General features: G+C 35.5%; 19 protein-coding genes, 1 pseudogene, 1 riboswitch and 2 other annotated features. Of the genes and pseudogenes, 4 read left to right on the top strand and 16 right to left on the bottom strand.

The window, feature by feature from the left end; translation table 11 throughout:
* Positions 1-6 precede the first annotated feature (6 nt).
* The 5 genes from AC3WVA_RS11645 to AC3WVA_RS11625 form a co-directional block, all read right to left on the bottom strand.
* Positions 7-774 (bottom strand): ABC transporter ATP-binding protein, encoded by a 768-nt coding sequence (locus AC3WVA_RS11645; protein ID WP_098347562.1) that lies wholly within the window; start codon positions 772-774, stop codon positions 7-9.
* 251 nt (positions 775-1,025) lie between these two features.
* Positions 1,026-2,945: a threonine--tRNA ligase gene (gene thrS, locus AC3WVA_RS11640; RefSeq protein ID WP_098347563.1), complete on the bottom strand. Its 1,920-nt coding sequence runs from the start codon at positions 2,943-2,945 to the stop codon at positions 1,026-1,028.
* Between the two features lie 44 nt (positions 2,946-2,989).
* Positions 2,990-3,212 (bottom strand) — a binding site (T-box leader).
* A gap of 35 nt (positions 3,213-3,247) precedes the next feature.
* Positions 3,248-3,469, bottom strand: a binding site (T-box leader).
* A 125-nt stretch (positions 3,470-3,594) separates the two neighbouring features.
* Positions 3,595-4,302, bottom strand: coding sequence for a pseudouridine synthase (locus tag AC3WVA_RS11635; protein ID WP_071758191.1), 708 nt, complete (start codon positions 4,300-4,302; stop codon positions 3,595-3,597).
* A 186-nt stretch (positions 4,303-4,488) separates the two neighbouring features.
* The gene (locus AC3WVA_RS11630; protein WP_098345709.1) at positions 4,489-5,109 is read right to left on the bottom strand and encodes a YdbC family protein; all 621 of its coding nucleotides are present in this window, start codon (positions 5,107-5,109) and stop codon (positions 4,489-4,491) included.
* A gap of 193 nt (positions 5,110-5,302) precedes the next feature.
* Entirely contained in the window at positions 5,303-5,677 is a 375-nt protein-coding gene (locus AC3WVA_RS11625) for a hypothetical protein (protein WP_071758190.1), read from the bottom strand.
* Positions 5,678-5,809: 132 nt separating this feature from the next.
* On the opposite strand from AC3WVA_RS11625, the gene AC3WVA_RS11620 reads away from it, so the two are divergent.
* From AC3WVA_RS11620 to AC3WVA_RS11610, 3 genes are all read left to right on the top strand, one after another.
* Positions 5,810-6,385, top strand: coding sequence for a hypothetical protein (locus tag AC3WVA_RS11620; RefSeq protein ID WP_048529005.1), 576 nt, complete (start codon positions 5,810-5,812; stop codon positions 6,383-6,385).
* A 217-nt stretch (positions 6,386-6,602) separates the two neighbouring features.
* A riboswitch (glycine riboswitch) is annotated at positions 6,603-6,722 on the top strand.
* A gap of 107 nt (positions 6,723-6,829) precedes the next feature.
* Positions 6,830-8,197 carry an alanine/glycine:cation symporter family protein gene (locus tag AC3WVA_RS11615; RefSeq protein ID WP_048529000.1) on the top strand — a complete coding sequence of 456 codons (1,368 nt, stop codon included), beginning with the start codon at positions 6,830-6,832 and terminating at the stop codon, positions 8,195-8,197.
* A 226-nt stretch (positions 8,198-8,423) separates the two neighbouring features.
* Positions 8,424-9,617 carry a S8 family peptidase gene (locus AC3WVA_RS11610; protein ID WP_071758189.1) on the top strand — a complete coding sequence of 398 codons (1,194 nt, stop codon included), beginning with the start codon at positions 8,424-8,426 and terminating at the stop codon, positions 9,615-9,617.
* A gap of 100 nt (positions 9,618-9,717) precedes the next feature.
* Here the strand turns inward: AC3WVA_RS11610 and AC3WVA_RS11605 are convergent, their stop codons facing one another.
* Both AC3WVA_RS11605 and AC3WVA_RS11600 read right to left on the bottom strand, forming a co-directional pair.
* A complete protein-coding gene (locus AC3WVA_RS11605) occupies positions 9,718-10,242 on the bottom strand; it encodes a DinB family protein (RefSeq protein ID WP_492321921.1) in 525 nt (174 codons plus the stop codon).
* A 14-nt stretch (positions 10,243-10,256) separates the two neighbouring features.
* Entirely contained in the window at positions 10,257-11,024 is a 768-nt protein-coding gene (locus AC3WVA_RS11600; protein ID WP_048528994.1) for a DUF3891 family protein, read from the bottom strand.
* A gap of 205 nt (positions 11,025-11,229) precedes the next feature.
* On the opposite strand from AC3WVA_RS11600, the gene AC3WVA_RS11595 reads away from it, so the two are divergent.
* Complete coding sequence (locus AC3WVA_RS11595; RefSeq protein WP_001043907.1) at positions 11,230-11,502, top strand: HU family DNA-binding protein; 273 nt, start codon at positions 11,230-11,232, stop codon at positions 11,500-11,502.
* Between the two features lie 37 nt (positions 11,503-11,539).
* On the opposite strand, the gene AC3WVA_RS11590 is transcribed toward AC3WVA_RS11595, so the two are convergent.
* The 9 genes and pseudogenes from AC3WVA_RS11590 to dhbA form a co-directional block, all read right to left on the bottom strand.
* Entirely contained in the window at positions 11,540-12,082 is a 543-nt protein-coding gene (locus AC3WVA_RS11590; protein WP_048528993.1) for a hypothetical protein, read from the bottom strand.
* A gap of 35 nt (positions 12,083-12,117) precedes the next feature.
* Entirely contained in the window at positions 12,118-12,867 is a 750-nt protein-coding gene (sfp, locus tag AC3WVA_RS11585; RefSeq protein WP_492321920.1) for a 4'-phosphopantetheinyl transferase Sfp, read from the bottom strand.
* Between the two features lie 33 nt (positions 12,868-12,900).
* A pseudogene (locus tag AC3WVA_RS11580) lies at positions 12,901-14,344 on the bottom strand (MDR family MFS transporter).
* Complete coding sequence (locus AC3WVA_RS11575; RefSeq protein WP_000184072.1) at positions 14,344-14,568, bottom strand: MbtH family protein; 225 nt, start codon at positions 14,566-14,568, stop codon at positions 14,344-14,346. The pseudogene AC3WVA_RS11580 and the gene AC3WVA_RS11575 overlap by 1 nt, the downstream one beginning before the upstream one ends.
* Complete coding sequence (gene dhbF, locus AC3WVA_RS11570) at positions 14,565-21,722, bottom strand: non-ribosomal peptide synthetase DhbF (RefSeq protein ID WP_492321919.1); 7,158 nt, start codon at positions 21,720-21,722, stop codon at positions 14,565-14,567. Before dhbF ends, AC3WVA_RS11575 begins: the two co-directional genes overlap by 4 nt.
* Positions 21,723-21,753: 31 nt before the next feature.
* Entirely contained in the window at positions 21,754-22,647 is an 894-nt protein-coding gene (locus AC3WVA_RS11565; protein WP_098881077.1) for an isochorismatase family protein, read from the bottom strand.
* Positions 22,648-22,683: 36 nt separating this feature from the next.
* Positions 22,684-24,294 (bottom strand): (2,3-dihydroxybenzoyl)adenylate synthase, encoded by a 1,611-nt coding sequence (locus tag AC3WVA_RS11560; RefSeq protein ID WP_098345719.1) that lies wholly within the window; start codon positions 24,292-24,294, stop codon positions 22,684-22,686.
* Between the two features lie 12 nt (positions 24,295-24,306).
* A complete protein-coding gene (gene dhbC, locus AC3WVA_RS11555) occupies positions 24,307-25,506 on the bottom strand; it encodes an isochorismate synthase DhbC (RefSeq protein WP_048528977.1) in 1,200 nt (399 codons plus the stop codon).
* Positions 25,507-25,532: 26 nt separating this feature from the next.
* On the bottom strand, positions 25,533-26,303 hold the full coding sequence (gene dhbA, locus AC3WVA_RS11550; protein ID WP_098345720.1) for a 2,3-dihydro-2,3-dihydroxybenzoate dehydrogenase: 771 nt from the start codon (positions 26,301-26,303) through the stop codon (positions 25,533-25,535).
* Positions 26,304-26,527 lie beyond the last annotated feature (224 nt).

The raw sequence follows: 26,527 nt of genomic DNA, 5'->3' as shown, positions 1-26,527 counted from the left end.
CACCCCCTACTTAGACTCAGTAGCTGAACCCATATGAGCGAGCACACCTAAAATGTCTTGATAGAAATTTTCTCGTGTTCCTTGACGCTTTAGCTCTTTATATAAAAGGCCGTCTTGAATAAATAATATACGCTCACAATAACTCGCACTAAATGCATCATGCGTTACCATTAAAATACTTACATTGTGATTTTCATGTAAATCTTGCATCGCTTCTAATAAGCTTTTTGCATTTTTACTATCTAGCGCCCCTGTCGGTTCATCTGCTAATACAATTGCTGGATTATGTACTAAAGCTCGTGCTGCCGCTGTTCTTTGCTTTTGTCCACCAGAAACAGCAGTTGGATATTTCGTTAAAATTTCAGTAATCCCTAACTTCTTTGCAACCTCATTCACCTTTCCAGTAATCTCACTTGAAGGTACGCCTTGCAAAGAAAGTGGTAAAGCAATATTTTCATAAATTGATAAGTTTTCAAGTAAGTTAAAATCTTGAAAAATGAAACCTAATTTTTGAGAGCGAAAATCTGACAATGCATTCCCCTTCATAGAAGTAATATTTGTGCCAGCTATCGTCACACTACCACCTGTCGCTTGATCCAATGTACTAATCACATTAAGTAAAGTCGTTTTTCCAGATCCAGAAGGCCCCATGATTCCGACAAATTCTCCTTCCTTAATACTTAACGATACGCCCCTTAACGCTTTTGACTGATTCTCATTTCTTTTCCCATACGTTTTTTCTACACTTTCTACAGTAACTACATTTGTTGACATCTCTCTCACTCCATCCCTTTTGTATAAAATGAATTTCTCACATATTTCTTATCTTTTTCTCATGTAAATTCTGAAGAGTTTTTTAATTATTATCCTATTAGGGTTACACAGACTACATGAACCTGTTTCCTACTTCATATTCTCATTTTTCTACAACTTGTTCCCTCGATTTCGCTTACATTTACCTTACATTTTTGTAAGATAAAAAAGAAAACACACCATTATGAAGTGGTGTGTTTTCTTTTTAAACTCTATTTTCGATTATTTATTTCCTCTTTCATACTCTCCACAAATCCATTTAGTTCAACAACTTCTGATTTTTCTTCCCCATATTTACGTACATTAACAGCTCCGTTCTCCATTTCCTTATCCCCAATAACAAGAACATAAGGAACCTTTTGCATTTGTGCCTCTCTTATTTTATAGCCTAACTTTTCATCTCGTACATCTCTTTCGACACGAACACCAGCTTGTGCTAATTTATCCACAACCTCATCTGCATATTGTACATGGGCTGCATTCGAAACTGGAATAACTTTCACTTGAACTGGTGCCACCCATGCCGGGAACGCACCTCCAAAGTGCTCAATTAATATCGCTAAGAAACGATCTAAAGATCCTAATACTGCCCTGTGAATGACAACTGGTCTTCTTTTTTCATTCTTCTCATCTATATAATTTAAATCAAACTTCTCTGGCATTTGGAAATCTAGCTGGATTGTACCGCACTGATGACTTCTATTTAAAGCGTCTTTAATATGAAAATCGATTTTCGGTCCGTAAAATGCACCGTCACCTTCATTTAGTCTATATTTATAATTCAATGAATGTAATACATTTTCTAATGACGCCTCTGCTTGCTCCCATAACTTATCATCCCCCATTGAATCTTCTGGACGAGTAGAAAGCTCTACTTCATATTCGAATCCAAAAGTTTTATAAACGTAATCAATTTGCGCCATTACGGATTTAATTTCATCTTCAATTTGTTCTGGTGTTACAAATAAATGAGCATCATCTTGGCAGAAAGTACGTACTCTTAATAATCCATTTAATGCCCCGCTAAATTCATGTCGGTGTACCTGGCCGAACTCACACATACGAATTGGCAATTCGCGATAAGAGTGTAATTTATTTTTGAACATTAACATATGTCCTGGGCAGTTCATCGGTTTTAATGCGAAGCTTTTATTATCCACTTCAGAGAAATACATATTGTCTTTGTAATGTCCCCAGTGTCCGGATTTCTCCCATAACTCTTGGTTCATCATAAACGGAGTACGTACTTCTTGATACTTATACTCTTTTTGAATTTCTCTTAAAAATGCTTCTAATTCATTTCGGATAATCTGTCCTTTCGGTAAATAAAATGGCATTCCAGGAGCCTCTTCAGAAAACATAAATAACTCCAGCTCACTACCTAATTTGCGATGATTTCTCTTTGCTGCTTCTTCAACGAAATGTAAATACTCTTCTAATTCTTTTTGAGAAGAGAATGCAACGCCATATATACGCTGAAGCACTTGATTGTTACTATCTCCTCGCCAATATGCACCTGAAACGTGAGTTAATTGGAAGGCTTTCAAATAGCCTGTTGACGGTAAATGTGGTCCTCTACATAGATCTACAAATTCACCTTGTTTATATAGTGTTACACTTTCCCCACTAGGAATTGCCTCTAACAATTCTAATTTCAGATGATCATTCATTTCTAGAAACAATTTTTTTGCCTCTTCTCGTGAAACTTCAACTCGCTCTATTTTTATATTTTCATTTATAATTTTTTTCATTTCTTTTTCGATTTTCGGTAAATCTTCTACATTTACACTACTCGGAAGATCCATATCATAATAAAAACCATTTTCAATCACAGGCCCTACTCCAAGTTTTATATCACCATACAATCTTTTTACAGCTTGCGCTAAAATATGTGCCGCGGAGTGTCTTGCAATTTCTACCCCTTCATTTGAATCTATAGCAACGATTTCTATTTCCGCATTTCCTTCAATATTTCGGCGTAAATCATATAACTGATTATTTACTTTCCCTGCGACTGCTTTCTTTTTTAAACTACTGCTAATGGATCCAGCAATTTCTTCTAAAGTAATTCCTTTTACAAATTCTTTCACGCTACCATCTGGAAATTTAATTTCAATCATTTGTTCTTTCATTTTTCATCTCTCCATTTCATAATAAAAAGCACACTCATCCCTAAAATAGGGACGAGCGTGCTTATACCCGTGGTTCCACCCAGATTCCCATTGTAAATATACAATGGCTTCTTTTACGGTAACGTCGTTTACACGGCACTAGATACTTCATTTCCCCAGTGCAGCTCTAAGGTGGTAAGTTATTTTTCTGCGTTAGGAAGTTCTCAGCTTTCCTTCCTTCTCTGTATAACCGGGTAAAATAACTCATGTCCTTTTCTTCGCTTATTATGAAATTGAATGCAAAAAAGCATATTCATCCCTAAAATAGGGACGAATATGCTTATATCCGTGGTTCCACCCAGATTCCCATCACAAAATGCAATGGCTTCTTTTGCGATAACGTCGCTTACACGGCACTAGATACTTAGTTTCCCTAGTGCAGCTCTAAGGTGGTAAGTTATTTTTCTGCGTTAGGAAGTTCTCAGCTTTCCTTCCTTCTCTGTATAACCGGGTAAAATAACTCGTGTCCTTTTCTTTGCTTTTATAAGTACATCCATTAATTGTTATTTACTATATCTTATTCATTTTATTTTTGCAAGTGTTTAAAAAAGATTTTTTATTTAATAAAAAAAGAAACCAAAACTAAATTTTTGGTTTCCTCTTCTCAAATTTACCAATCTTGTGGTTCGTAATTTAAGTCTGAAAATAGACGTCTTTTCTCTTTCTTTGATAAATCTCTCCACTGTCCAACAGGTAAATTATTCAATTCGATATTCATAATTCTCGTACGTTTTAACGTGTATACTTGATAACCTAAAGCTTCACACATACGGCGAATTTGGCGATTCAACCCTTGTGTTAAAATAATTTTGAACTCATATTTTGATAACTGTGTGATCTCACAAGGGAGGGTTTTCGTTCCTAAAATTTTCACACCAGCTGCCATTTTTTCTAAGAAATCAGGTGTAATTGGCTTATCTACTGAAACGATATATTCTTTCTCATGTTTGTTTTCAGCACGTAAAATTTCATTAACGATATCACCATCATTCGTTAACAAAATTAAACCGTCTGAGTCTTTATCAAGACGTCCAATGTGACTAATTCGTAATGGATGATTCACTAAATCGATAATATTACCTTTTACTGATTTTTCACTCGTACATGTAATACCTACTGGTTTATTTAAAGCGATATATACGTGATCTCGAGCGATACGAAGTTGCTCTCCGTTTACACGTACATCATCACCTGGATTTACTTGGTCACCAATTTTTGCAACCTTACCGTTAATAATTACTCTTCTCTCATTAATTAATTTATCTGCTCCACGTCGAGACGCTTTTCCAGCTTCACTAATAAATTTATTGATACGCAAATTAGGCACATCCTTTTCTAAACAAAATTTCAAGCTCACACTGCTTCTACCGTACAATACATAAGGGTAAGCCTTCTATTATAACTTAAATATATTAACATGAAAGGGTATATAACGTCTTCTATTAATTACTCATTTATAAGAAAATATCTTTATTATACATTCATTTATGCACGTTTTGTACACTTAATATACAAGCCACTCCTCCTTACATATAGCTTGTTTACCTCTTATCTCTTTTAAATCATCATGAATATTAGCTAGTTTATACAACTCTGGGAAAATCTCTTCTACATAATTTTGATGCGCCATTTCATCTTTCCAATAAGTTAACACTATGTAACGATTTTCAGTTTTTAAAGACTTCCCAATAACTCCACCTAACATCCCTTTTGCAGTTTCCATCCCTTTATTCCAAATTGTTTCTTGTTTATGTAAGAAATACTTTTCCTTTCCCAGCTTTACATCACATATAGCAACTCTGACGAATGATCCTTCTGTAACAACATCTTTTAAAGGCATATCAGTTATATCATACAACGTTTGAAACAGTTCAATTTCACATGAAAGAAACGTATCCTCTTGATTACTATTTTCATAAATTGTATCGTGAGCACCATTCATAAATGATTGATATGCACTTCGATCTTCCCATAAAGTAAATACACATGCCTCAGCTTCATTCCATCCACCAAATTGTCCATGAAATCCATCTAATTGCTGTATATCACGCCATTTTTCTTGTGCGATTGAAAATAACTCTTTTTTCTCTTCTTCCACCTTACAGTAGATTGTTTTTAGCAACATTTTTAGTTCCCCCTTAGGATATAATTTATCTCCCACTTACAACTTTTAGTTTACATAATAATTTTATGTTCTCTTCAGTTCTTTTTATTAACATATAGAACTTATCATATTTATCACTACATCTATCAAACCATCTATCTGGTTTTAGTTCAAATAATTCAGAATCAAAAGAAAAGATATAACTCTTAACGAATTACATCTTTATCTTATCTCCCATATTCACCTTTTTCTCAAATAAATAATACGTTAGTTCTCCCGGATAATGTATTACAGTTACATTCCTCTCCCCTTTTTTAAAACTAACAGTATGCCCGTTTTCCCCTAAGTTCTCCCATCCACTCGCCTTTGTAATTGGCATTACACTTATATATTTATAAGCCTCTTCCTTTTCATCGTTAATATGGATTGCTGACATTGGTACTGGAAAATCTTTAATTTCAGATTCTTTATTCATAAATATGAATGCAATTAAACCCATTAGTAACATAGCCATTGAAATATTTGAAACTAGTTTTCTTCTATTCATTTTCACTAAAAATCCTCTTTTCTCACATATAACTTTCATCATTTTACTAACTTTAATTATTTGCGTATAGAAAATATATAATTTAAATCATTTCTAACCTATTTTCTCTACTTTAAACAACATTATTGTTATATATTATAAATATAATTTTTAAAATTTTGGAGGCGTTACATATTGCAGAAATTATTTTTTACTAAATGGACAGTTGTTATTTCTATTTTCATCATTTTCGGTACAATTTTCTACGTTTCTAATGTTAAAAATAACAACGAAAAAGCAACTGTAGAAACAACTGATACAAAAACATTCAAAACTAAATTGCAACCTAAAATTAATGAATTAACTAATAATTATACTGACATCATCGATAAAGATTGGTTACCTGCCTGGAAAGAAATTAACACGAGCGGAGATTCAATAGATAGAGATAAACTATTAGTTACAATGAGTGCTGTTTCCAAACAATATGAAAACATTATGAGCGAAATAGATACTTTGAAAATTAAAGAAAATATATCAGAAGTACAAATACAAGAACAACTAGTTTATTTCACAACTGAATTTAAGGCTGCTTCTAAATTTATGAAAAACGCGGCAGATTTAATTATAGACGGAGCCAAAAAATCTACTCTAAACAGTGCAACAATTGAAAATACTAAACATGCTTTAGGCCTTGCGGATCAACACATTGTCATTGCTTTATCTACTTTAACTGAAGTTGAAGAGAAATTAGGACTTTCGAAAAAATAGAATTCTTTACTATTTTAAAATAAAAAATGATTGCATTTCACTAATTCTATATCTATAATGTTTTTATTGATTCTATACACATTCAATTCGTATAGGATATTAATTTTATAATTCGGATGAACCATTCAGGAGAAGGTCTATTGATCTACCGACGGGGCAAAAAGTTGTTAACCGACTTTGAAACTCTCAGGTCTTGTTTACAAGTAGAACTGCATGGGGACGAATCTCTGGAGAGACTCCCTCTCGCTTTAAATAACGCAGAGGAAAACGAGCACCGAAGGAGCAAATCCGCTACTATAGCGGATAATCTCTCAGGTAAAAGGACAGAGACAAGCGAAAGAAAATGCCGATTTGTATCGGTTTATTTTTCTATCCCTTGTTTCTCCAGAGACCATTTCATTTACTTGAAGTGGTTTTTATTTTTTCTAAAAAAGGAGAATAAAGATGGAGACAGTAAGTAAAGTATTAGAACAAATCAATCACTATGTGTGGGGATTACCAACGTTATTGTTACTCGTTGGTACTGGTATTATTCTCACAGTGCGTTTAAAAGGTTTGCAGTTTAGTAAACTATTATACGCTCACAAACTAGCTTTTAAAAAATCAGAAGATACATCTTCCTCTGGAGATATTAGCCACTTCCAAGCACTTATGACAGCTATGGCGGCAACGATTGGAATGGGAAATATAGCCGGTGTTGCAACTGCTGTGACGATCGGTGGACCTGGTGCCATCTTTTGGATGTGGATTACTGCTTTGTTCGGTATGGCAACAAAGTATGCCGAAGCAATTCTTGCGGTGAAATACCGTGTTAGTAATGAAAATGGCGAATATTCAGGTGGACCAATGTACTATTTAGAACGTGGTTTAGGTAAGAAATGGCTTGCAGTTTTATTCGCTATATTCGGTACAACTGCTTCTTTCGGTATCGGAAATATGGTGCAATCTAATTCAGTTGCAGAGGCAATGCGAATTAATTTCTCTTTCCCTCCTGCTTTAACTGGTATAGTAATGTCGTTTTTAATCGCCATTGTTATTTTAGGCGGCGTAAAAAAAATCGGGAAAGTGACAGGATACGTCGTTCCTATTAAAGCTTTCTTTTATATCATTGCTGGTCTTATTATTATTTTCTATCACTACGATCAAATTCCAGAAGCATTTTCACTTATTTTTTCTGGTGCATTTAATGGTACTGCAGCTGCTGGCGGTTTTATCGGTGCGACAGTTGCATCAGCTATCCAAATCGGAATGGCACGCGGTGTATTTGCGAACGAAGCTGGTTTAGGAAGTGCCCCTATTGCAGCAGCGGCTGCAAAAACAGATTCACCTGCAAAACAAGCTTTAGTTTCAATGACTGGTACTTTTCTAGATACGTTTATTGTATGTACCATTACAGGACTTGTATTAATTACTACAGGTGCATGGAAGTCAGGAAAAACCGGTGTTGAAGCTACCACATTAGCCTTCCAATCTGTATTTGGTACTGCAGGTAGTATGATTCTCGGTATTGCGATCATATTATTTGCCTACTCTACTATTTTAGGATGGTCGTATTACGGAGAGAAATGCGTGGCTTATTTATTTGGAGAAAGTGCCGTTAAATATTATAAAGCAATTTTTATCGTCATGATTGCTATTGGTGCGAATTTAAAACTAGGCATCGTATGGACATTTGCTGATATTGCAAATGGACTTATGGCGATTCCAAACTTAATTGGACTTATTGGATTAAGTGGTATTGTTGTAGCTGAAACAAATCGCTTTTTACAAGCAGAGAAATTGAAAGGTAGGCATAAAAAACAGGCAAGTTAATCTATAAAAAAGGAATGACTCATACATAATGAGCATTCCTTTTTTCATTTTCTAACTCAGTAAATATCATTAAAAATATATTTATATCGATTTTCCCCTTTTTTATTCCTCTAAAAGTTTTTTACATAAATGACATAAATCGTATGGTCTAACTATATAGTTGAAAAGGAATGCGACATTAAAGTGTCGCTGAAAAACTTATCCAAGAAAAGGGAGGAAAAATCTTTTGAAAAACAAAATCATTGTTTTCCTATCTGTTTTATCATTCATTATCGGTGGTTTCTTTTTTAACACAAATACTTCAAGTGCTGAAACATCATCTACTGATTACGTCCCTAACCAATTAATCGTTAAGTTCAAACAAAATACCTCTTTAAGTAATGTCCAATCTTTTCATAAATCTGTTGGTGCTAACGTTTTATCTAAAGATGATAAGTTAGGTTTTGAAGTCATTCAATTTTCAAAAGGTACTGTTAAAGAAAAAATAAAAAGTTATAAAAATAATCCTGATGTGGAATATGCAGAACCAAATTATTACGTTCACGCCTTTTGGACTCCGAACGACCCATATTTTAAAAATCAATATGGATTGCAAAAGATTCAAGCTCCACAAGCTTGGGATAGTCAACGAAGTGATCCTGGTGTAAAAGTAGCTATTATTGATACAGGAGTTCAAGGTTCACACCCTGATTTAGCTTCTAAAGTAATCAACGGGCATGATTATGTTGACAACGACAATACATCAGATGATGGTAATGGTCATGGTACGCATTGCGCTGGGATTACTGGAGCACTTACGAATAATAGTGTTGGAATTGCTGGTGTTGCCCCACAAACTTCAATTTATGCTGTCCGCGTATTAGATAATCAAGGAAGTGGGACTCTTGATGCTGTAGCGCAAGGAATTAGGGAAGCCGCTGATTCAGGTGCAAAAGTAATTAGTTTAAGCTTAGGTGCTCCAAATGGTGGGACTGCTTTACAACAAGCTGTTCAATATGCATGGAATAAAGGCTCTGTCATTGTTGCTGCTGCTGGAAATGCTGGAAATACAAAAGCTAATTACCCTGCTTATTACAGCGAAGTAATTGCGGTTGCTTCTACAGATCAGTCTGATAGAAAATCTTCATTTTCTACTTATGGTAGCTGGGTAGATGTTGCAGCACCAGGTTCAAATATATATTCCACATATAAAGGAAGCACATATCAATCATTAAGTGGGACATCTATGGCAACACCTCACGTTGCAGGAGTCGCTGCTCTTTTAGCAAATCAAGGATATAGCAATACACAAATCCGCCAAATTATTGAATCAACGTCTGATAAAATTAGTGGTACAGGTACGTACTGGAAAAACGGTAGAGTCAATGCATTTAAGGCTGTACAATACGCTAAGCAATTACAAGAAAATAAAGCCTCTTAAGAAATAAAGTAAAATTATAATCTGTCGATCTACCATTCATGCAGGATAAAATAGAAGGAGAGACTTCTACAATGAAAGCCTCTCCTTCTTACAAATAATATTACTCTTCCTGCTTTTTAACCATATGTAAATACAGTACAAAATCCATCATTGTCGACGAATGACCAAGTTGACGAATCATCGCTGTTATATTTCCCCTATGATATGTCCCATGGTTTACGACATGTTGTACTAACTCTAAAATTGACGTTTCTAATTTCCCTACATATGGATTCTCGATAACAAATACAGCATTCACGTCCTCTATTGTAATTAAAAAGTCTATATATTGTTTTGTCATGTTTTCAAGCATTTCTTCTAATTCATGTAACGATTTATTTTCGATTTCTGTTCGTAAACTTTCTCGGTCTTGTATTGCTTCATTCATACTTTTACCATGCAATATATGTAACCACACTTGATCTGTTATATAAATATGTGCAAAAGTATCCTTAATTGATGGAAATACACTCTGTATCTGTTCATTAAAAATAGACTCATAGCTTGGTAATTCTTTTATTCGATTGAATAATCGTATATTAGCCCAAGCATGGTAATCCACCTGTTTTAACATGTACTCTTTCAATCAAAATCGCCCCCCTATTGTATGAAATGAATGGTTTGTTTCTTTATTTCTGATTCTCTATCGGCCTTTACAATTCCTTTTTCTTCAATTTCACGTTTATTTATAGTTTTATATTTTACATACGTATAAAATTCAGTTTGAAATGGAAACGGTGTAATCCGAATTGTTTCCTCGCCCACCCATTCAGCTTGAATAAGTTTTTCTTCTTTGTTATTAAACATTTCTGTTCCTTCAAAACCATTTTTAAACAAATCAATTTCATTTTCCTTTTCTACGCCAGGTTTATTCATACATACGTATAACGAAAGTTCATCGCAAAACTTTAATAATCTATAATGTTTGTCGAACATCGCAAACTGTTCATTTGTTAGCGTTTTCAAAATTCTTTTTTGTCGTTCCAATTCCCCTGTATAAAATGACATCATCTCTTCGTCTTCCTCATTTAATGGAAATGATAAAAAATGTTTACTACAAAGTAATGCTCCATATGGATTAGAGCCTTCAATTTCATTCAAACCAATCTTATAAAAAACAAAGCGTAATGAGCTAGGACAATCCATAAATGTATACGGGATATTTTTAGCATCATTCAAAATTGGAACTTTATCAAGCTCTATCCATCCTCTATCATGCTCATATATTGCATCAATAGCCGCTTTTAAGTATGCGTCATCTTCAAAAAAATCTTTTTTTATATGTTTCGCAATTTCCCCAGCTAAAAAACCGTGATCATGTTGACGAATTAATATACTTTCTTTCTCATCTTTTTCACGAAAAATCATCCGTATACTCCCCCTCATCCTCATATTACAATGATTTCTATGCATCAATTCTTAATTAATCCCTAATTATTAGCAGGGATTCAGTTTCTTGCAACGAAATTAACATAACTATATAGCATTCTTGCTAACAATATAAATAGCTTTATCTTTACTATCTATTATACTAAATCATTCATTCCAAAAAAATTTTTTATGAGGTGAAAACATGAACAAAACAGAATTAATTAAAAATGTAGCACAATCAGCTGATATTTCTCAAAAGGATGCTTCTGCAGCTGTACAATCTGTTTTTGACACAATTGCTACTGCATTACAATCTGGCGATAAAGTTCAATTGATTGGCTTTGGAACTTTTGAAGTGCGCGAAAGATCTGCTCGTACAGGACGTAACCCACAAACTGGTGAAGAAATTCAAATCGCTGCTGGTAAAGTCCCAGCATTTAAAGCAGGTAAAGAGTTAAAAGAAGCTGTGAAATAAACAAGAAACCAGCCATTTTATAGGCTGGTTTCTTGTTTTAAATAAGTAATTCCTTTATATTTTCTGCATGATACACTTCACAAATATAAAACATACATTTGCAGTTACTTACAATTTGATATTTTCTAGTTGGATACACATTTGCTGTAACAGAACATCCATCAAACAATTCAATAATATTTCCAGATGGCTGATATCCTTCATATAATACATTCCTTCTTACTTCCATCTGTTCTATAAGTTTTTCAACTGGAATGTTTCCACTCTCTAACTCCCTCTTTATTGTATTTGGTAAAAACGAAGTATCCGCAAAAATGAGATTTTCAGATAATACTTTTCCTTTATAACTAACATTGGATACACGGTAAAGAAATGTTCCGTTTTTATCGAAGAAATTCTTTGCTTCTTTCGGGATATACTGTCTATCAATTATCTCTTGTTCGAGAACATCAAACTGAACTGTATCATTCAAAAGCTTTTCTAAAGCATGAATAGATGATGTATCTCTAGAAAATAAAATACTCTTAATTGCTTGTACATTATAAGTGAATTCATTTGTTCTATTTTCCGCTACTAACATGAGGAACACCTCTTCTATAAGATATTTTATTAAACTTATTTATAATTTAAAAGCGCTACTGCGTCTAACTGTGTGATTTCAGTTACTTCTTTACTAAATATTGCAATAGAAGCCATATAATCTTCACTTGGTCTTATATCTTCCATCATTGTAGTTTCTACTAACTCTTGCCTATCCTTAAAAACCAACAAGTTTGGAGGTTCATTTGGAGCTGATACAGTAATATCCACTGGTGGAATCATTAGTCCTTCACCTGTCGCTTTTAGTACTGCTTCTTTTCTAGTCCAATATGTTAAAAACCCTTCTATTTTTTGTTCATCTGGTAATTTCATTACTTGCGCTATTTCAATGTCCGTTAATACACCCTCTGCCATTTTCATAACATCTACATTTGGATTCATTTGTTCAACATCAACGCCTACAGGTGCAGATTTTGTAAATGCAACAACAACCCACTCACCCGAATGAGAAACAGATAACAACGGCATGCCTTCTGGTAATTGTGGTCTGCCATGTTGTAACTTACATACTGGGCACATTCGATCAATCGGTACTTGAACTGGCGACATAGAAAGTATCTTTCCAAGAACTAATCTACTAATTACACAACCTATTATAAATCGTGCACGATCTGCCGAATGGTGATATGAATTTGCTTTCTCTCGTTCAACGTCATTTAGTAAATTGTAATGCCATGATTGTAAATCTGAAATTCTTCCCCACCATATTTGACAATCATTCTCATTAAGAGTTGGTATAGAATCTACAACTTTACTTTCTATCATGTAAACTCTCCTTTATACAACGAATATCAATTGTTATTCATTGACAAGTGCTTTCTGTTTTTTTCGATACGGATAACATTTTTTCTTTCTTCTTTGACATTACCTCTTTATCTGAAATACGTAAAGAAAATAGTAATGCTACGAGTAAAAACATTGCTGATCCAATTAATGCAGCTTGATATGGTAAGAAATCTGACTGTGTATGATTCTGTATTTCATTACTTCCAAACCCAGATAATATGCTAGCTAAAACAGCAACTCCTATCGCTGAACCTAATCGATTTTGCACATTAAATATAGTCGTCGCTCTCCCCATAGAAGGTGGCGTAATATTGTTAAATGCAGAAAATTGGACTGCTCCAACAGACTGACCTAAGAAAATACCTATTCCAAATAATAATGCCCGTATTTGCCATGGATTCGTATCGTGATTTACAAAACTTAATAAAACGAAGATAATTGCCGTACAAATTAAGCCAATAGAAATTACTTTACGAGCTCCTAATTTCTTATATGACCATGGTACAATCTGTGACGATATCATTAACCCAATCGCCTCCGGGAATGTCGTAAGACCTGATTCCAATGCGGAAACTCCTATTACATTTTGATACATAAGCGGAAAAATAAATAACATTCCTAGTAAACCAGCTGATGAAAACAATGAAATAAGACTCATTTTTCTAAAGACGGGCTCTTTTAATAAGCGTAAATCTAACATCGGTTGCTTTACTCTAAGTTCTACAATGATAAACAACGCCATGAATACACTCCCAGCTATTCCAGTACTTATAATCTCTGGGGAAACCCATCCTTTTGACGGCCCTTGACTAAGTGCATAGATTAGCATCGAAAATCCTGGTGCTGAAAGAATAAAACCGAGAGAATCAAAGCGACCAGCTGATTTTTCAATATACTCTTTTAAAAATAGTAGACCGAATAGTAACGCTACGATTCCGAACGGTACATTAATATAAAATGCCCAGCGCCAAGACATTTGATCTACAAAAAAACCACCAATAATTGGTCCGACTGCTGGTGCCACAGCAATTGGTAACACAATAAACCGAGAAATTTTCGGCCTTTCCTCTGGTGAAAATGTTCGAAATAACATCGCCATCCCAACTGGTGTTAAAAGCCCCCCACCAGCACCTTGCATAATACGAAAAATATTCAATGAAGTAATATCGTTCGCTACTCCGCATAATGCAGACGCAGTTGTAAATACGAAAAGAGCAATTAAAAATACCCTTTTCGTACCAAAACGATCTCCTAACCAACCGGAAATTGGAAGGAAAACAGCTAGGCTAACCAAATACCCAACATTAACAGTCCCCATTGCAGATGGAGGTACTTGTAATTCTTTACTTATCGTTTGAAGTGCTACATTCACAATTGTTGCATCCATAGCAGCCATAAACATCGCTGTTATATATACGATGCTTACAACTACTTTTGGATTTATTTTTGCCTTCATTATCGTTTTCCTACTAATATTTTTTTGCCAACTTGATTACTTTTTGGATTCAAATCTTCCCAGTTATTTTCAACATATTGTAAACAATCATTCCTACTAGCCTCTTTATGTACGACGTTCCAACCAATAGGTACATCAAGAAAGACAGGCCAGAGAGAATACTGGCCCTCCTCATTTTTTAATACTTTATATGTGTAATTATCATTTTCAAATGGATTCGTCATACTATACTTACCCCTTTCTTATTCTGCAAATATTTCGCTAATACTTGTCCAATTTCTGTAAGTGGTCCTGGTTGACATAAATCTTTATGTCTACAATCAATATCGTGTTGCACAATTTGCCCATCTAAATAATTTAGCCACGTATTTGGAGAAATAGGATCAAACCAGTCTGGTATAACAGTAGATCTAAAGAATAAAATATCTCCGTTATAAACTTTCGGTACATATTTCCCTAACAACCCTACTGAATTTACATACGTTTCTTTCAAATTTAAAATTGTCTCTTCTTCAAGACTTGCTAATGCACTTCCATCTTTACGAAGTATTTCTACTGCACTTTCCATCGTAAGTGGTTTGCCATCCATGTTATCTGGATCATATCCACCTAAAGCAAGTAATGCGATTAACGCCTCTTCTTCAGTCGGTGCTTCCGTATTCGGTAAGAAGTGACCTGGATAAGAATCTAGCATAACGAGTAATTCTACTTCTTCCCCTTCATCTTGTAGTTGCGCTGCCATTGCATGCACAACATTTCCTCCGAGCGACCAGCCGAGTAAACGATACGGTCCGTGAGGCTGTACTTTACGAACGTGTTTTAAATAATCCGTCGCCATTTCCTCTAAAGTTTTTGGAAGCTCTTCATTTTTAGCGATACCACGTGCTTGGACACCGTAGATTGGATAATCTGTTCCTAAAGATTTCATAAGTCCTGCATAGCACCAACTTAATCCACCTGCTGGGTGTACACAAAATAGTGGTAATTGGTCTCCGCCCGATCGTAATGGAAGCAACACATCAAGTGCACTTTGACCATTTCCCATTTCAAGTCTCTCAGCTAATCCCGCAACGGTTGGTGCTGCAAATAAAGTTCCGATATTTAATTCCACTCCAAGTGCTTCTTTAATTCGGCTCATAAGCTGCACTGCAAGAAGTGAATGACCACCTAAATCAAAGAATCCGTCATCAATTCCAATTTGAGGTACACTTAAAATCTCTGTAAATAAGTCACATAACATTTCTTCTTGCGGTGTTCTTGGTCCACGATTAGAAGATGATGCGATAAATTCTGGAGCCGGTAATGCCTTTCTATCTAATTTACCGTTTGGAGTTAAAGGCAACTCATTTACTACTACAAAAGCGTATGGAAGCATATAATCTGGTAAACTACCTCCAGCAAATTGGCGCATTTCATTCGTATCAATCATTTCATTATTTGATGCGACGATATAAGAAACTAATCGTTTATCCCCTGGTTGATCTTCCCGTACAATAACGGCTACTTGCTCAACTTTAGGGTGTTTCATTATGACCGCTTCTATTTCCCCTAATTCAATTCGGAATCCGCGAATTTTTATTTGATGATCTGCGCGTCCTATATAATCTAGCGTCCCATCTTGACGCCAACGTGCTAAGTCTCCAGTACGATACATTCTTGTACCCGGCTTGCCAAATGGATCTGCAATAAAACGTTCTGCAGTTAAACCTGCCCTTCCTAAATATCCACGAGCAAGCCCGGCACCGGCAACATACATTTCTCCAACTACTCCTGGTGGCACAGGTTGTAAATAGTTGTCTAACACATACACTTTAAGATCAGGTATACTACACCCAATTAAACTATTCGCTCGTAAAGAGACGATTGTTTCATCTAACTCAATATAACTAACATGTACAGTCGTCTCCGTAATTCCGTACATATTAATAAGTTTTGGTGCGTTATGAGGATGTCGACTGTACCAATCTTCTAATCGACTTAGCTCAAGTGCTTCTCCTCCAAAAACAACATATCGTAACGATAACTTTTGACCAATCTCTTCATTTTCACGATCTGCTTGCATCAATTGATAGAACGCTGATGGAGTTTGGTTTAAAACAGTAACCTTTTCCTTAACAAGCAGTTGTAAAAATTCTTTCGGCGAACGACTTACAGTATGTGGTACTACGACTAGACGCCCTCCATATAATAAAGGTCCCCAAATTTCCCAAACGGAGAAATCAAAAGCGTATGAATGGAACATCGTCCAAACATCGTCTGCGTCAAACTGGAACCAATGATCAGTTGCTCCTAAAAGTCTTACTACGTTTTGATGAGGTATCATAACGCCTTTCGGTCTACCTGTTGAGCCTGACGTATAAATAACGTAAGCAACATGTGATGGAGTTAACGGCTTCACACGCTCCATTTCATCAATATTATCTTCACTATATTTCTCAATTTCTTTTATTACTTTTTCATCATCAACTAAAATTTTTAGTTTCTCATCAAATTCAATTTCCACATTTGAATTTGTTAAAACACATGATGGTTTCGCATCGTGGAGCATAAATGAAATACGATCAGACGGGTAATCTGGATCTAATGGAAGATAACCTGCTCCTGCTTTAAGAACCGCAAGTAAACTCACAACCATATGTAAAGATCTCGGCATTGCTAAAGCAACGAGTTGATCAGGACCAATTCCTTTTGCTATTAACAAACGAGCTATTTTATTCGCTTTTTTATTTAACTCTTCATAAGTTAACTTTTCATCTTCAAAGACGACAGCAATAGCATTTGGATTTATATGAGCCTGCTTTTCAAATAATTGTGATAATGTCATTTCTGGTACAATTTGAAAACCACCATTCCACTTTTCTAACACTGTATTTTTCTCTGCTAACGTTAATATTTCTAATCTACCAATTGATTGATCAGGATTCTCCGCTGCATCATCTAATAATAGAATGTATCGTTCTATTAATTTTTGCACCGTTTCACGTTTATACAAATCAGTACTAAACTCTAACAATCCGTGTAAGCCGTTTGGAGTACCATCAACTCCGTTACTCTCGCTAATTTCAAATGTTAAATCAAATTTCGCAGAGCCAACGCTTTGAATTTCAAGGCTCGCTTCTATATCCGGAGCATCAAAGGTTGCTTCTGGCGTATTTTGGAAAGCAAACATAACTTGAAACAGCGGATGACTATTTCGAGTACGTACTGGATTTAACACTTCAACGAGTCGTTCAAATGGTACATCTTGATTTTCGTAAGCTGTAAGATTTGATTGCTTCACTCTATTTAATAATTCTTTAAAGCTTGGATCTCCTGATGTATTTGTACGTAACACTAATGTATTTACAAATAAACCGACTATGTCAGAGAGAGCATCATCGTTTCTTCCAGCAATCGGACTACCGATTGGTATATCCGTACCCGCACCTAATCTTGTAAATAGCGCACTAAGTCCTGCTTGCAACACCATAAACAAACTAACTCCGTTTTTCCGTGCAAGCTCTACTAACCTACTATGCATACCTGCATCTATATGAAAATGAATTGTTTCTCCGCGGTAACTCGTTTCAACTGGACGCTGGTAATCTGTAGGTAACTCTATTTTGTCTGGTAAACCTTCTAGCTCTTTCTTCCAAAAATCTAATTGTGTTGAAATAAGACTTTCTGGTGTAGTTTCATTACCGAGCAGTTGCTGTTGCCAAAGTGCATAATCTGCGTATTGCACTGGAAGTGTTTCCAGCTGTGCTCTTTCACCTTTACATCGCGCTTTATATGACGTTGTAAAATCTCTCGTTAACGGTTGTAATGACCAGCCATCCCCTACAATATGGTGCAATAGAATTAGCAATACATGTTCGTTTTCATTCACTGTAAATAGTTGCAAACGAACTGCTGGTTCAACATCGAGGTTAAAGCTATATCTTACCGCCTCTGCAAGCACACTTTCTAATTCCTTTTTACATGTTTTTGTTTTAATCATTTCTAGATTTATATTTTCCATATCTAAAATTTTCTGATAGGAACTACCTAATACGTTAGGGAAAATTGTTCTCAGTGTTTCATGTTTCTCGACTACATCATAAAAAGCACCTTGCAATGCTTCCTCGTTCAACTTTCCAGACAAACGAATGACTAATGGAATGTTATAAGTAGGGCTCGGACCTTCTAAACAATTTAAGAACCATAGCCTACGCTGTGCAAATGAAAGTGGAACTTCACTTGGTCTACTTACTTTCTGAATAGCTGGTCTTGCACTTTTTGCTCCATCCAGTTGCTTCGCTAGTTCAGCGACAGTTGGCGATCCGAATAGTTTTCCAATTCCTAATTCGACACTTAACGTTTCACGAATTCTTGCCATTAAACGAGATGCAAGAAGCGAATGGCCTCCCATTTCAAAGAAATTATCATCAATGCTAATACGAGAAACACCAAGTACTTCTGCAAATAAATCACATAATATTTCTTCTTTCGGATTTCTAGCAACTCTCTCCTTATTCATTTCATTAAAATCAGGAGCTGGTAATTTCTTTCTATCAACTTTTCCATTTGGTGTTAATGGTAATTCTTCTAACAACACAAACGCTGATGGTACCATATAATTCGCTAAACTTTCTGAAACATAAGAACGAATTTCGGAAAGATGAATCGTTTCCTTCTCTTCGGCAACGATATACGCAATGATTCGTTTGTCATTTGGGCGGTCTTCTCGTACCATTACTACTGCTTGTTTAACATTTTCATGTCGTTGTAATACCATTTCAATTTCAGCTAATTCAATTCGGAAACCACGAATTTTAATTTGATGATCTGCACGGCTCACATATTCTAGCACACCATCATTGCGCCATTTTACAAGATCACCAGTACGGTACATGCGCTGCCCTCGTTCTCCATAAGGATTTGCAACAAAACGTTCAGCCGTTAACTCTGGTTTTCCTAAATAGCCGTTCGCAAGTCCTTCTCCAGCAATATATAGTTCGCCAATTACTCCAGGTGGTACTGGTTGTAATCCTGCATCTAATACATATACATCTGTACTCCAAATCGGTTTTCCAATAGAAGGTATACCAATTTCATTTTCGTCGATGTTCTTAAAAGTAGACCAAATAGTCGTTTCAGTAGGTCCATATAAGTTTGTAATAGAGCAACCTAATTCTTTTAATGTATTTGCTAAATGGGCTGGAAGTGCTTCGCCACCTACGAGCACATTTAGTCCTTGTAGCTTCTCTGGATATTCCGTTACTAACGCCTGCCAAAGCGTCGGTGTAGCTTGCATAATTGTCACTCTTTCTTTTTGTAACAATGCCGTTAACGCAGAAGGTTCTTGAATTACTTCTTTTTGTGCGATTGTTAAACTTGCACCACTAATAAGAGGTAAATAAATTTCGAGAGCTGAAATATCAAACGCAAATGTTGTAACTGCTAATAAATGATCGTTTTCATGTAATGAAAACATATCATCCATAGCCAATAAAAAGTTACTTAAAGCTTTCATAGGAACAATTACACCTTTTGGATTGCCGGTTGATCCTGAAGTATAAATTGTATAAGCTGGGTTTAAAAGTGATTCATCATTTCTAAATGGTATATTCAAATGAGAATATGCTTTTAACGCTTGTTCTGTTTCTTCACGATCTAATTCAATTTTTTTCATATCATTTTCTATAAATAGAGTTGATGTAACAGATGAATGCGTTATAATACAAGCTGGTTTTGCATCATTTACTATATAACTTATTCGCTCGGCTGGATATTCTGGATCTATTGGTAAATACGCTGCACCAGCCTTTAAAACTGCTAGCATACTAACTACCATTTCCGTTGATCTTGGAAATACTAAAGCTACAAACTGATTTGGCCCTATTCCTTCTTCTACTAAATAGTGTGCTAGTTCATTCGCTCGTTCATTTAGCTCTTTATACGTAAGATTTATTCCGTTACAAGTTACTGCTATTTTATTTGGATTTTTTTGTACTTGTTTTTCGAATAATATAGGTAAAGAGATTAACTCTTCAACTTCTTTAGTTTCATTCCATTCGAATAAAACTTTTTGATTTTCTTCAGGAAGAGTAATGTTTATGCTTCCAATCGACGCATCTTTTTCATAATCATTTATCACTAATTCTAATACATTCATAAATCTTTCTTTATGCAATGCTAGTTCCGCGCCATTATATACTTCTGGGTTCGCATCAAAATGAATCATTAGCTCATTTTCATCGAAACGTTTATAAACATTTATCGATAAATCATCGACAGGTCCTGCTGATAAATTATGTGTTATCCCGCGATTCCCAGCAAAATTAAGTCCATAATCAAAAGGCATCACATTCACTAATGGTCCAAATAATCTTTGGTTTTCACCTAGTAACTTTAAGTCTCTTCTTAATTCCTCATGACGGTATTTATGATGACGACGTACATCTCGAATTTCTTTAGAAACTTGCTGTACTAATTCCGTAATAGTTATATTTGGAGTTACAGTGAGACGAAGTGGTACTAAATTCATTACCATACTCGGTGTATGAATAGATGCAGAACCGAGACGCCCCATCATCGGTAAGCCTAAAACAATATCATTTGCACCTGTTAACTTATGCATATAAATACTTGTTACAGCGACAATAAATTCTGGCCAACTTGTTAAAGAAATATTGATATCTTCTAGTAAAGTTTTCGTGCTAGAACTGGATAAATAAGCTGTTTCTCGTAAAAATCCATTTGCTGTTCTCGGCGCTCGTTCTGCTAAACTTACAACTTCTGGTTCATCTGCAAACTTCTCTAACCAAAAAGTACGATCTTCCTGAAATTGTTTCGACTCACGATATTCAATATCTTCTTGTACAATCTTTGAAAGAGAACCAAATGGCTTCTCTTTCTTATTTGTTTCTTCTATAAGTGTTGTATACTCTTTCGCTACCTTTTGGCTTAGAAGTGAAAATCCATAGCCATCCATCACAATGTGATGGATGCGCTGATACCAAAAGAAACGATTATTTTCAACTTGAATAAGTGCTTCAGTAAATAATGTATCTGTTTTCAAATCGACTGGCATAGATAAATCATTTTTCATCCATACTTTAGCAGCTTCTTCAGGATTTTCTTCTTTACGAACGTCAATAAAGCGCATTTGAAACTGTAATTCTTCAATAACTTGCCATGGACCAATTTCATCCTCTTCGAAGCGAACATGCAGCGCTTCTGCTTCCATTACAACTTTACGTACTGCTAATTCAAAAATATCTTGATTAATATTTCCGTCTATTTCTACATATTCTCCAGTATTATAAATCGGATTACGTGGATCTAATTGCTGCGCAAACCACATACCAGTCTGCGCAGATGATAATGAATGACGAACCTTTTGACTATTAGGCATTCTTTACTACCCCTTTATTATGTAGTCTATATTAAAGTACATGTTCTGTTTGCGGAGATAATAAGCGGTACCAATCAACAACGGTTGGGTTCTCTGCTAAATCCGCAAAAGTGATTTCTTTCCCTTCGCGACGCCACTTCTCTACTAAACTCATAATTCTGACCGAATCAAGTCCTCTATTTAATAAGTCTTCATCAGTCTCAATACTTTCTACTGGTTCACGAAGTAATTGTGCAACTAGTTCATGTACTTCCTGTAAAGTGATTCCTTCACTCTCATCACCTTTTACACTTTGTAAATCTTTTAATAGTAAGTTTGTTGATGTCGTTACTGCACATCTATTAGATGCATACTCCAACGCTTGCTTATGATGCTCTAATGAAAAATCCGCCACTGCATCTGCTACAAAGAACGGTTCTATACCATCCATAAATGCTTCACAAGCTGTTAAAAGGCAACCAATATGCGCATAAATACCGCAAATAATGAGTTGATCTCTTCCTTGTTCATTTAAAATTTCTAATAGATTTGTCTTTTTAAATGCACTATATCTCCATTTTGTTAAGAATATATCATCCTCATTAGGGGAAAGTTCATCGACAATTTTCTTTTTATCTGGTCCAGCAGGAATACCTTCACCCCAGAAGTCTTGTAATAATCCTCGTTGTTCTAACGTTTGTCCACCTGGTTGCGCTGTATAAACAACTGGTATACCAAGTTCCTTACATTTTTCTCTTATTACCTTAATATTTGAAATGAGCTCTACTTTTGGTGATTCTTTATCGCTATATGCATCAAGAAAATATTCTTGCATGTCATGGATTAGAAGAACCGCACGCTTCGGATCTGGTGTCCAGTTCACTTTATTTTTTGGTAGTTCTGATTCAACTGGCATTTTGTATACTGAAATAGATGGGATAGCCATCTAATCACTTCCTTCCAATTTTTATATTATTTATCGTTATACTGTAATAAGTTTTTCAGCAATGACTTTACGTAATTCTTTTTTGCTCACTTTTCCCACACCTGTTTGCGGGAATGATTCAATAAATTCAATTCGATCTGGAATCTTATAAGCAGCTATACCGCGTTCTCTTAAAAACATTTTTAATTCACTTACTGCCGGAGCTTGTCCGCGAGCTATTACAAATGCACAAGTACGTTCTCCTAAATAATCGTCAGGCATCGATACAATTGCTACATCATGCACTGCATCATGTGCTAATAGATGATTTTCAACTTCTTCCGCAGCAACTTTCTCACCACCACGGTTAATTTGATCTTTATCTCTTCCTTCTACTATGATGTAACCTTGTTCATTTACTTTTACAAGATCACCCGTTCGATAAAAACCATCCTTTGTAAATGATCGTGCATTATGCTCTTCGGCTTTATAGTAACCACGAATTGTATATGGACCTCGTGTTAATAAACTACCTACTTCACCCTGTTTTACATCGTTGTCATTTTCATCAACAACTCGTACTTCATCGAGTTCAGACATTGGTCTACCTTGTGTATGAATAATAATTTCTTCCGGATCATCTAATCTTGTATAGTTCACTAATCCTTCCGCCATACCGAACACTTGCTGTAACGTACATCCAAATGTAGGGCGTATACGCTTTGCAACCTCAGCACTAAATTTCGCTCCACCTACTTGAATCACTTCTAGGCTCGATAAATCATTATTACGAGAGGATGCAGCATCAAGCCATATCATTGCTAATGGTGGAACGAGAGCAGTAATCGTAACTTTTTCTTTTTCAATAAGTGCAAATGCCTCATCTGGACTACCTCCAGTGGCCAGCACAACTTTTCCACCCGCATAGAAAGTTCCAAATGTACCTGGAGAACTCATTGGGTAATTGTGCGCTACTGGTAGAACTGCCATATAGACGCTTTCTGCACTCAAATTACAAATTTCAGCGCTAACACGTAAACTATAAATATAGTCATCATGTGTTCTAGGAATTAATTTAGAAAGTCCTGTTGTCCCTCCTGATAATTGGAGAAACGCAACATCACTTGGCTGAACTTCTGGTAATGGAACGGGATCTATATACAGATCATTTATGTTTAGGAACTCTTCTTCTTCTCCCACTACAACTATATGTTGTAAAGTTGGCACTTTCTCTTTCACTTCTCTTGCTAATTTTCGATAATCAAAGCCGAGAGCCTTATCTGAAATAACGTAAGCATTCGCCTCACCAAATTCACAAAAATAACTAATTTCACTGCTTCGATGTGAAGGTAGTGCAAAAACAGGAAGAGCTCCAATTCGAAATAGTGCAAAACATATTTCAAAAAACTCGATAACGTTAGGTAGTTGGATTACAACTCGATCTTCTTTCTTTATTCCCAAATTCAGTAAACCTGATGCTAAACGATCTACTTTTTTATCAAGTTCACTATACGTTATATGCGTATTACCACTTACAACTGCAATTTGATCTCCATATTTTTCAGCCCGCTCTCTTAACATCCCGCCAAATGTTTCACCAAGCCAACACCCTTCCTCTCGATAACGATCAGCAAATTCTTTTGGCCACTTTGTATAACCTGTTAACATTCTTTCTTCCTCCTATTTTTCATTCAATAAATTATCACTTAACCCTAGAGCCTTTAGCATTGTTTGGAACTTAGCTGATGTTTCTGCTAACTCATCTTCTGGTTTTGACTCAGCAACAACTCCCGCTCCTGCAAATAATCGAAGTGAATTTTCTTGCACTTCCGCACATCGAATTGTAACAATCCATTCACCGTCCCCATTTAAATCGCTCCACCCTAGCATTCCTGTAAAGAATTCACGGTCAAATGGCTCAATTTTTTGAATCGCCTCTCTCGCTTCTTCCATTGGCGTTCCGCAAACTGCTGGAGTAGGATGAAGAGCAATTGCTAATTCTAAAGAAGTAGTATTTGGATCCTTTAGTTCCCCTTTCACTTCAGTAGATAAATGCCACATCGCTTCACTATGAATAACAGATGGCTTTTCTGGAACATGTAATGTATGACAGTACGGACGAAGTGCTGCGGCAACCGCTTCCACTACTACCGCATGTTCATGTAAATCTTTTGGAGAAGAAAGTAATTCCTCTGCTCTTCTTTTATCTTCCACTGGATCATCACTACGTGGTCTTGAGCCCGCTAATGGATTAGAAGTAACTTGCATACCATTACGTGAAACGAGTAATTCAGGGCTTGCTCCAATTAATGTCTTACTATCCTCGTTTTCCTCTTTCGGTAAATTCACAGCAAATGTATAACCGTGCTTATTATGCTCTGCTAATTCTCGAAGAAGTTTTTGCTTATCAATCTTTTCGGAAGATTTAACATCTAACGATCTGGATAGAACGATTTTCTTTAAATCACCGTCTTGTATTTTTTGAATTCCTTGCTTCACACCATTCATATACACTTCAGGATCTGGTACAGGCGTCATTTCAAAAGTTAAGTTCTCGTTTGTCTCAAACTGGTTTGTTGTTTCCAATAGTAAACGCTCAGAAATTCTGCTATCTTCTGGTATGATAAGTTGAACTTCTTTTCTACGATCAAATGGTAAGGCACCAACAACGATAGGATTCAGATTTCCAGCTTGTTTTGCATTACGTAATAACGCCTGTACTAGTTCTGGAAAACTTTCAATTTCACGATGCTTTACTGTAGTAAACTCTCCTTCTGTCAATATTGTTCGCGTTGGTGAAGCGAAAAAGAATGAAGATTCAGTCTTATAATCTTCTAGTAATTTTTCTGACAGTTCCTTTACAGCCGTAAATTCATTCATAGTATAGTGACCTCCTGAATTTTTTATTAAACGCCTAATGTAGCTCCGCCATCGACACATAAATTGTGCATTGTAATATGGCTCGCTTTATCTGAAGCTAAAAACAATACCGCTTCAGCAACTTCTGAAGGCTGTGCAATTTTTTGTAACGGTATACCGAGTCTATATGTACTTTGAGAACCAGCAATTATATTTTTTTCTCCATTCTCATCAGCCCATAATAACCTTTGCATTTCAGTTTCAGTTGAACCTGGAGAAACTAAGTTACAACGAATGTTGTACGCTGCAAGTTCTAATCCTAAACATTTCATAAACATCGTCGTTGCAGCTTTTGATGCAGCATACGCAGCCATCTCCATTCTCGGAGTATTTGCTGCATTTGAACCAACTGTAACAATTGTCCCAGACTTTCTTTGCATCATATATTTACTTACTGCTCGGGACATATAGAAAACGCCTGTAGAATTTACAGAGAATGTTTTATTCCAATCTTCATCACTTAAAGAGTGGATCGCTCCCATACGTAAAATCCCTGCAACATTTACTAATATATCTATCGGTGCTATTTCATTTTCAATATCATTTACCATCTGTTCAACTGCGGTACTATCACTCACATCTAAGCAAAACGTTTTCATATGTATTTCAGTTAGGAGTTTGTTTAATCCCTCTTCATTTTGATCAACCGCAATAACTGTAGCTCCTCTATCTAAAAACATTTTGGCAACAACACTACCTATACCTTGGGCTGCACCTGTTACTAAAACCGTTTTTCCATCAAATTCCCCTAAGTTCATTTCCTCTATCCTTTCATTTGAAATTTAATCTAATCAAACAAATAATGATAATGATTATCATTATCGATGTAAAAAATAATACACTTACTAAACTAATTGGTCAAGTGTACTTTTCGACAAAATATTATTCATTGATAATGTTTTTCATTTAATATCGCTACACCGAAATGATAATCTTTCTCAATAAACTTGTCAACCTATTTTTATTTTTCAGATAAAACTTT

It is taken from the genome of Bacillus sp. EB106-04-02-XG92, from assembly GCF_058791995.1.
This window is presented reverse-complemented; position numbering and strand designations above follow the sequence as displayed.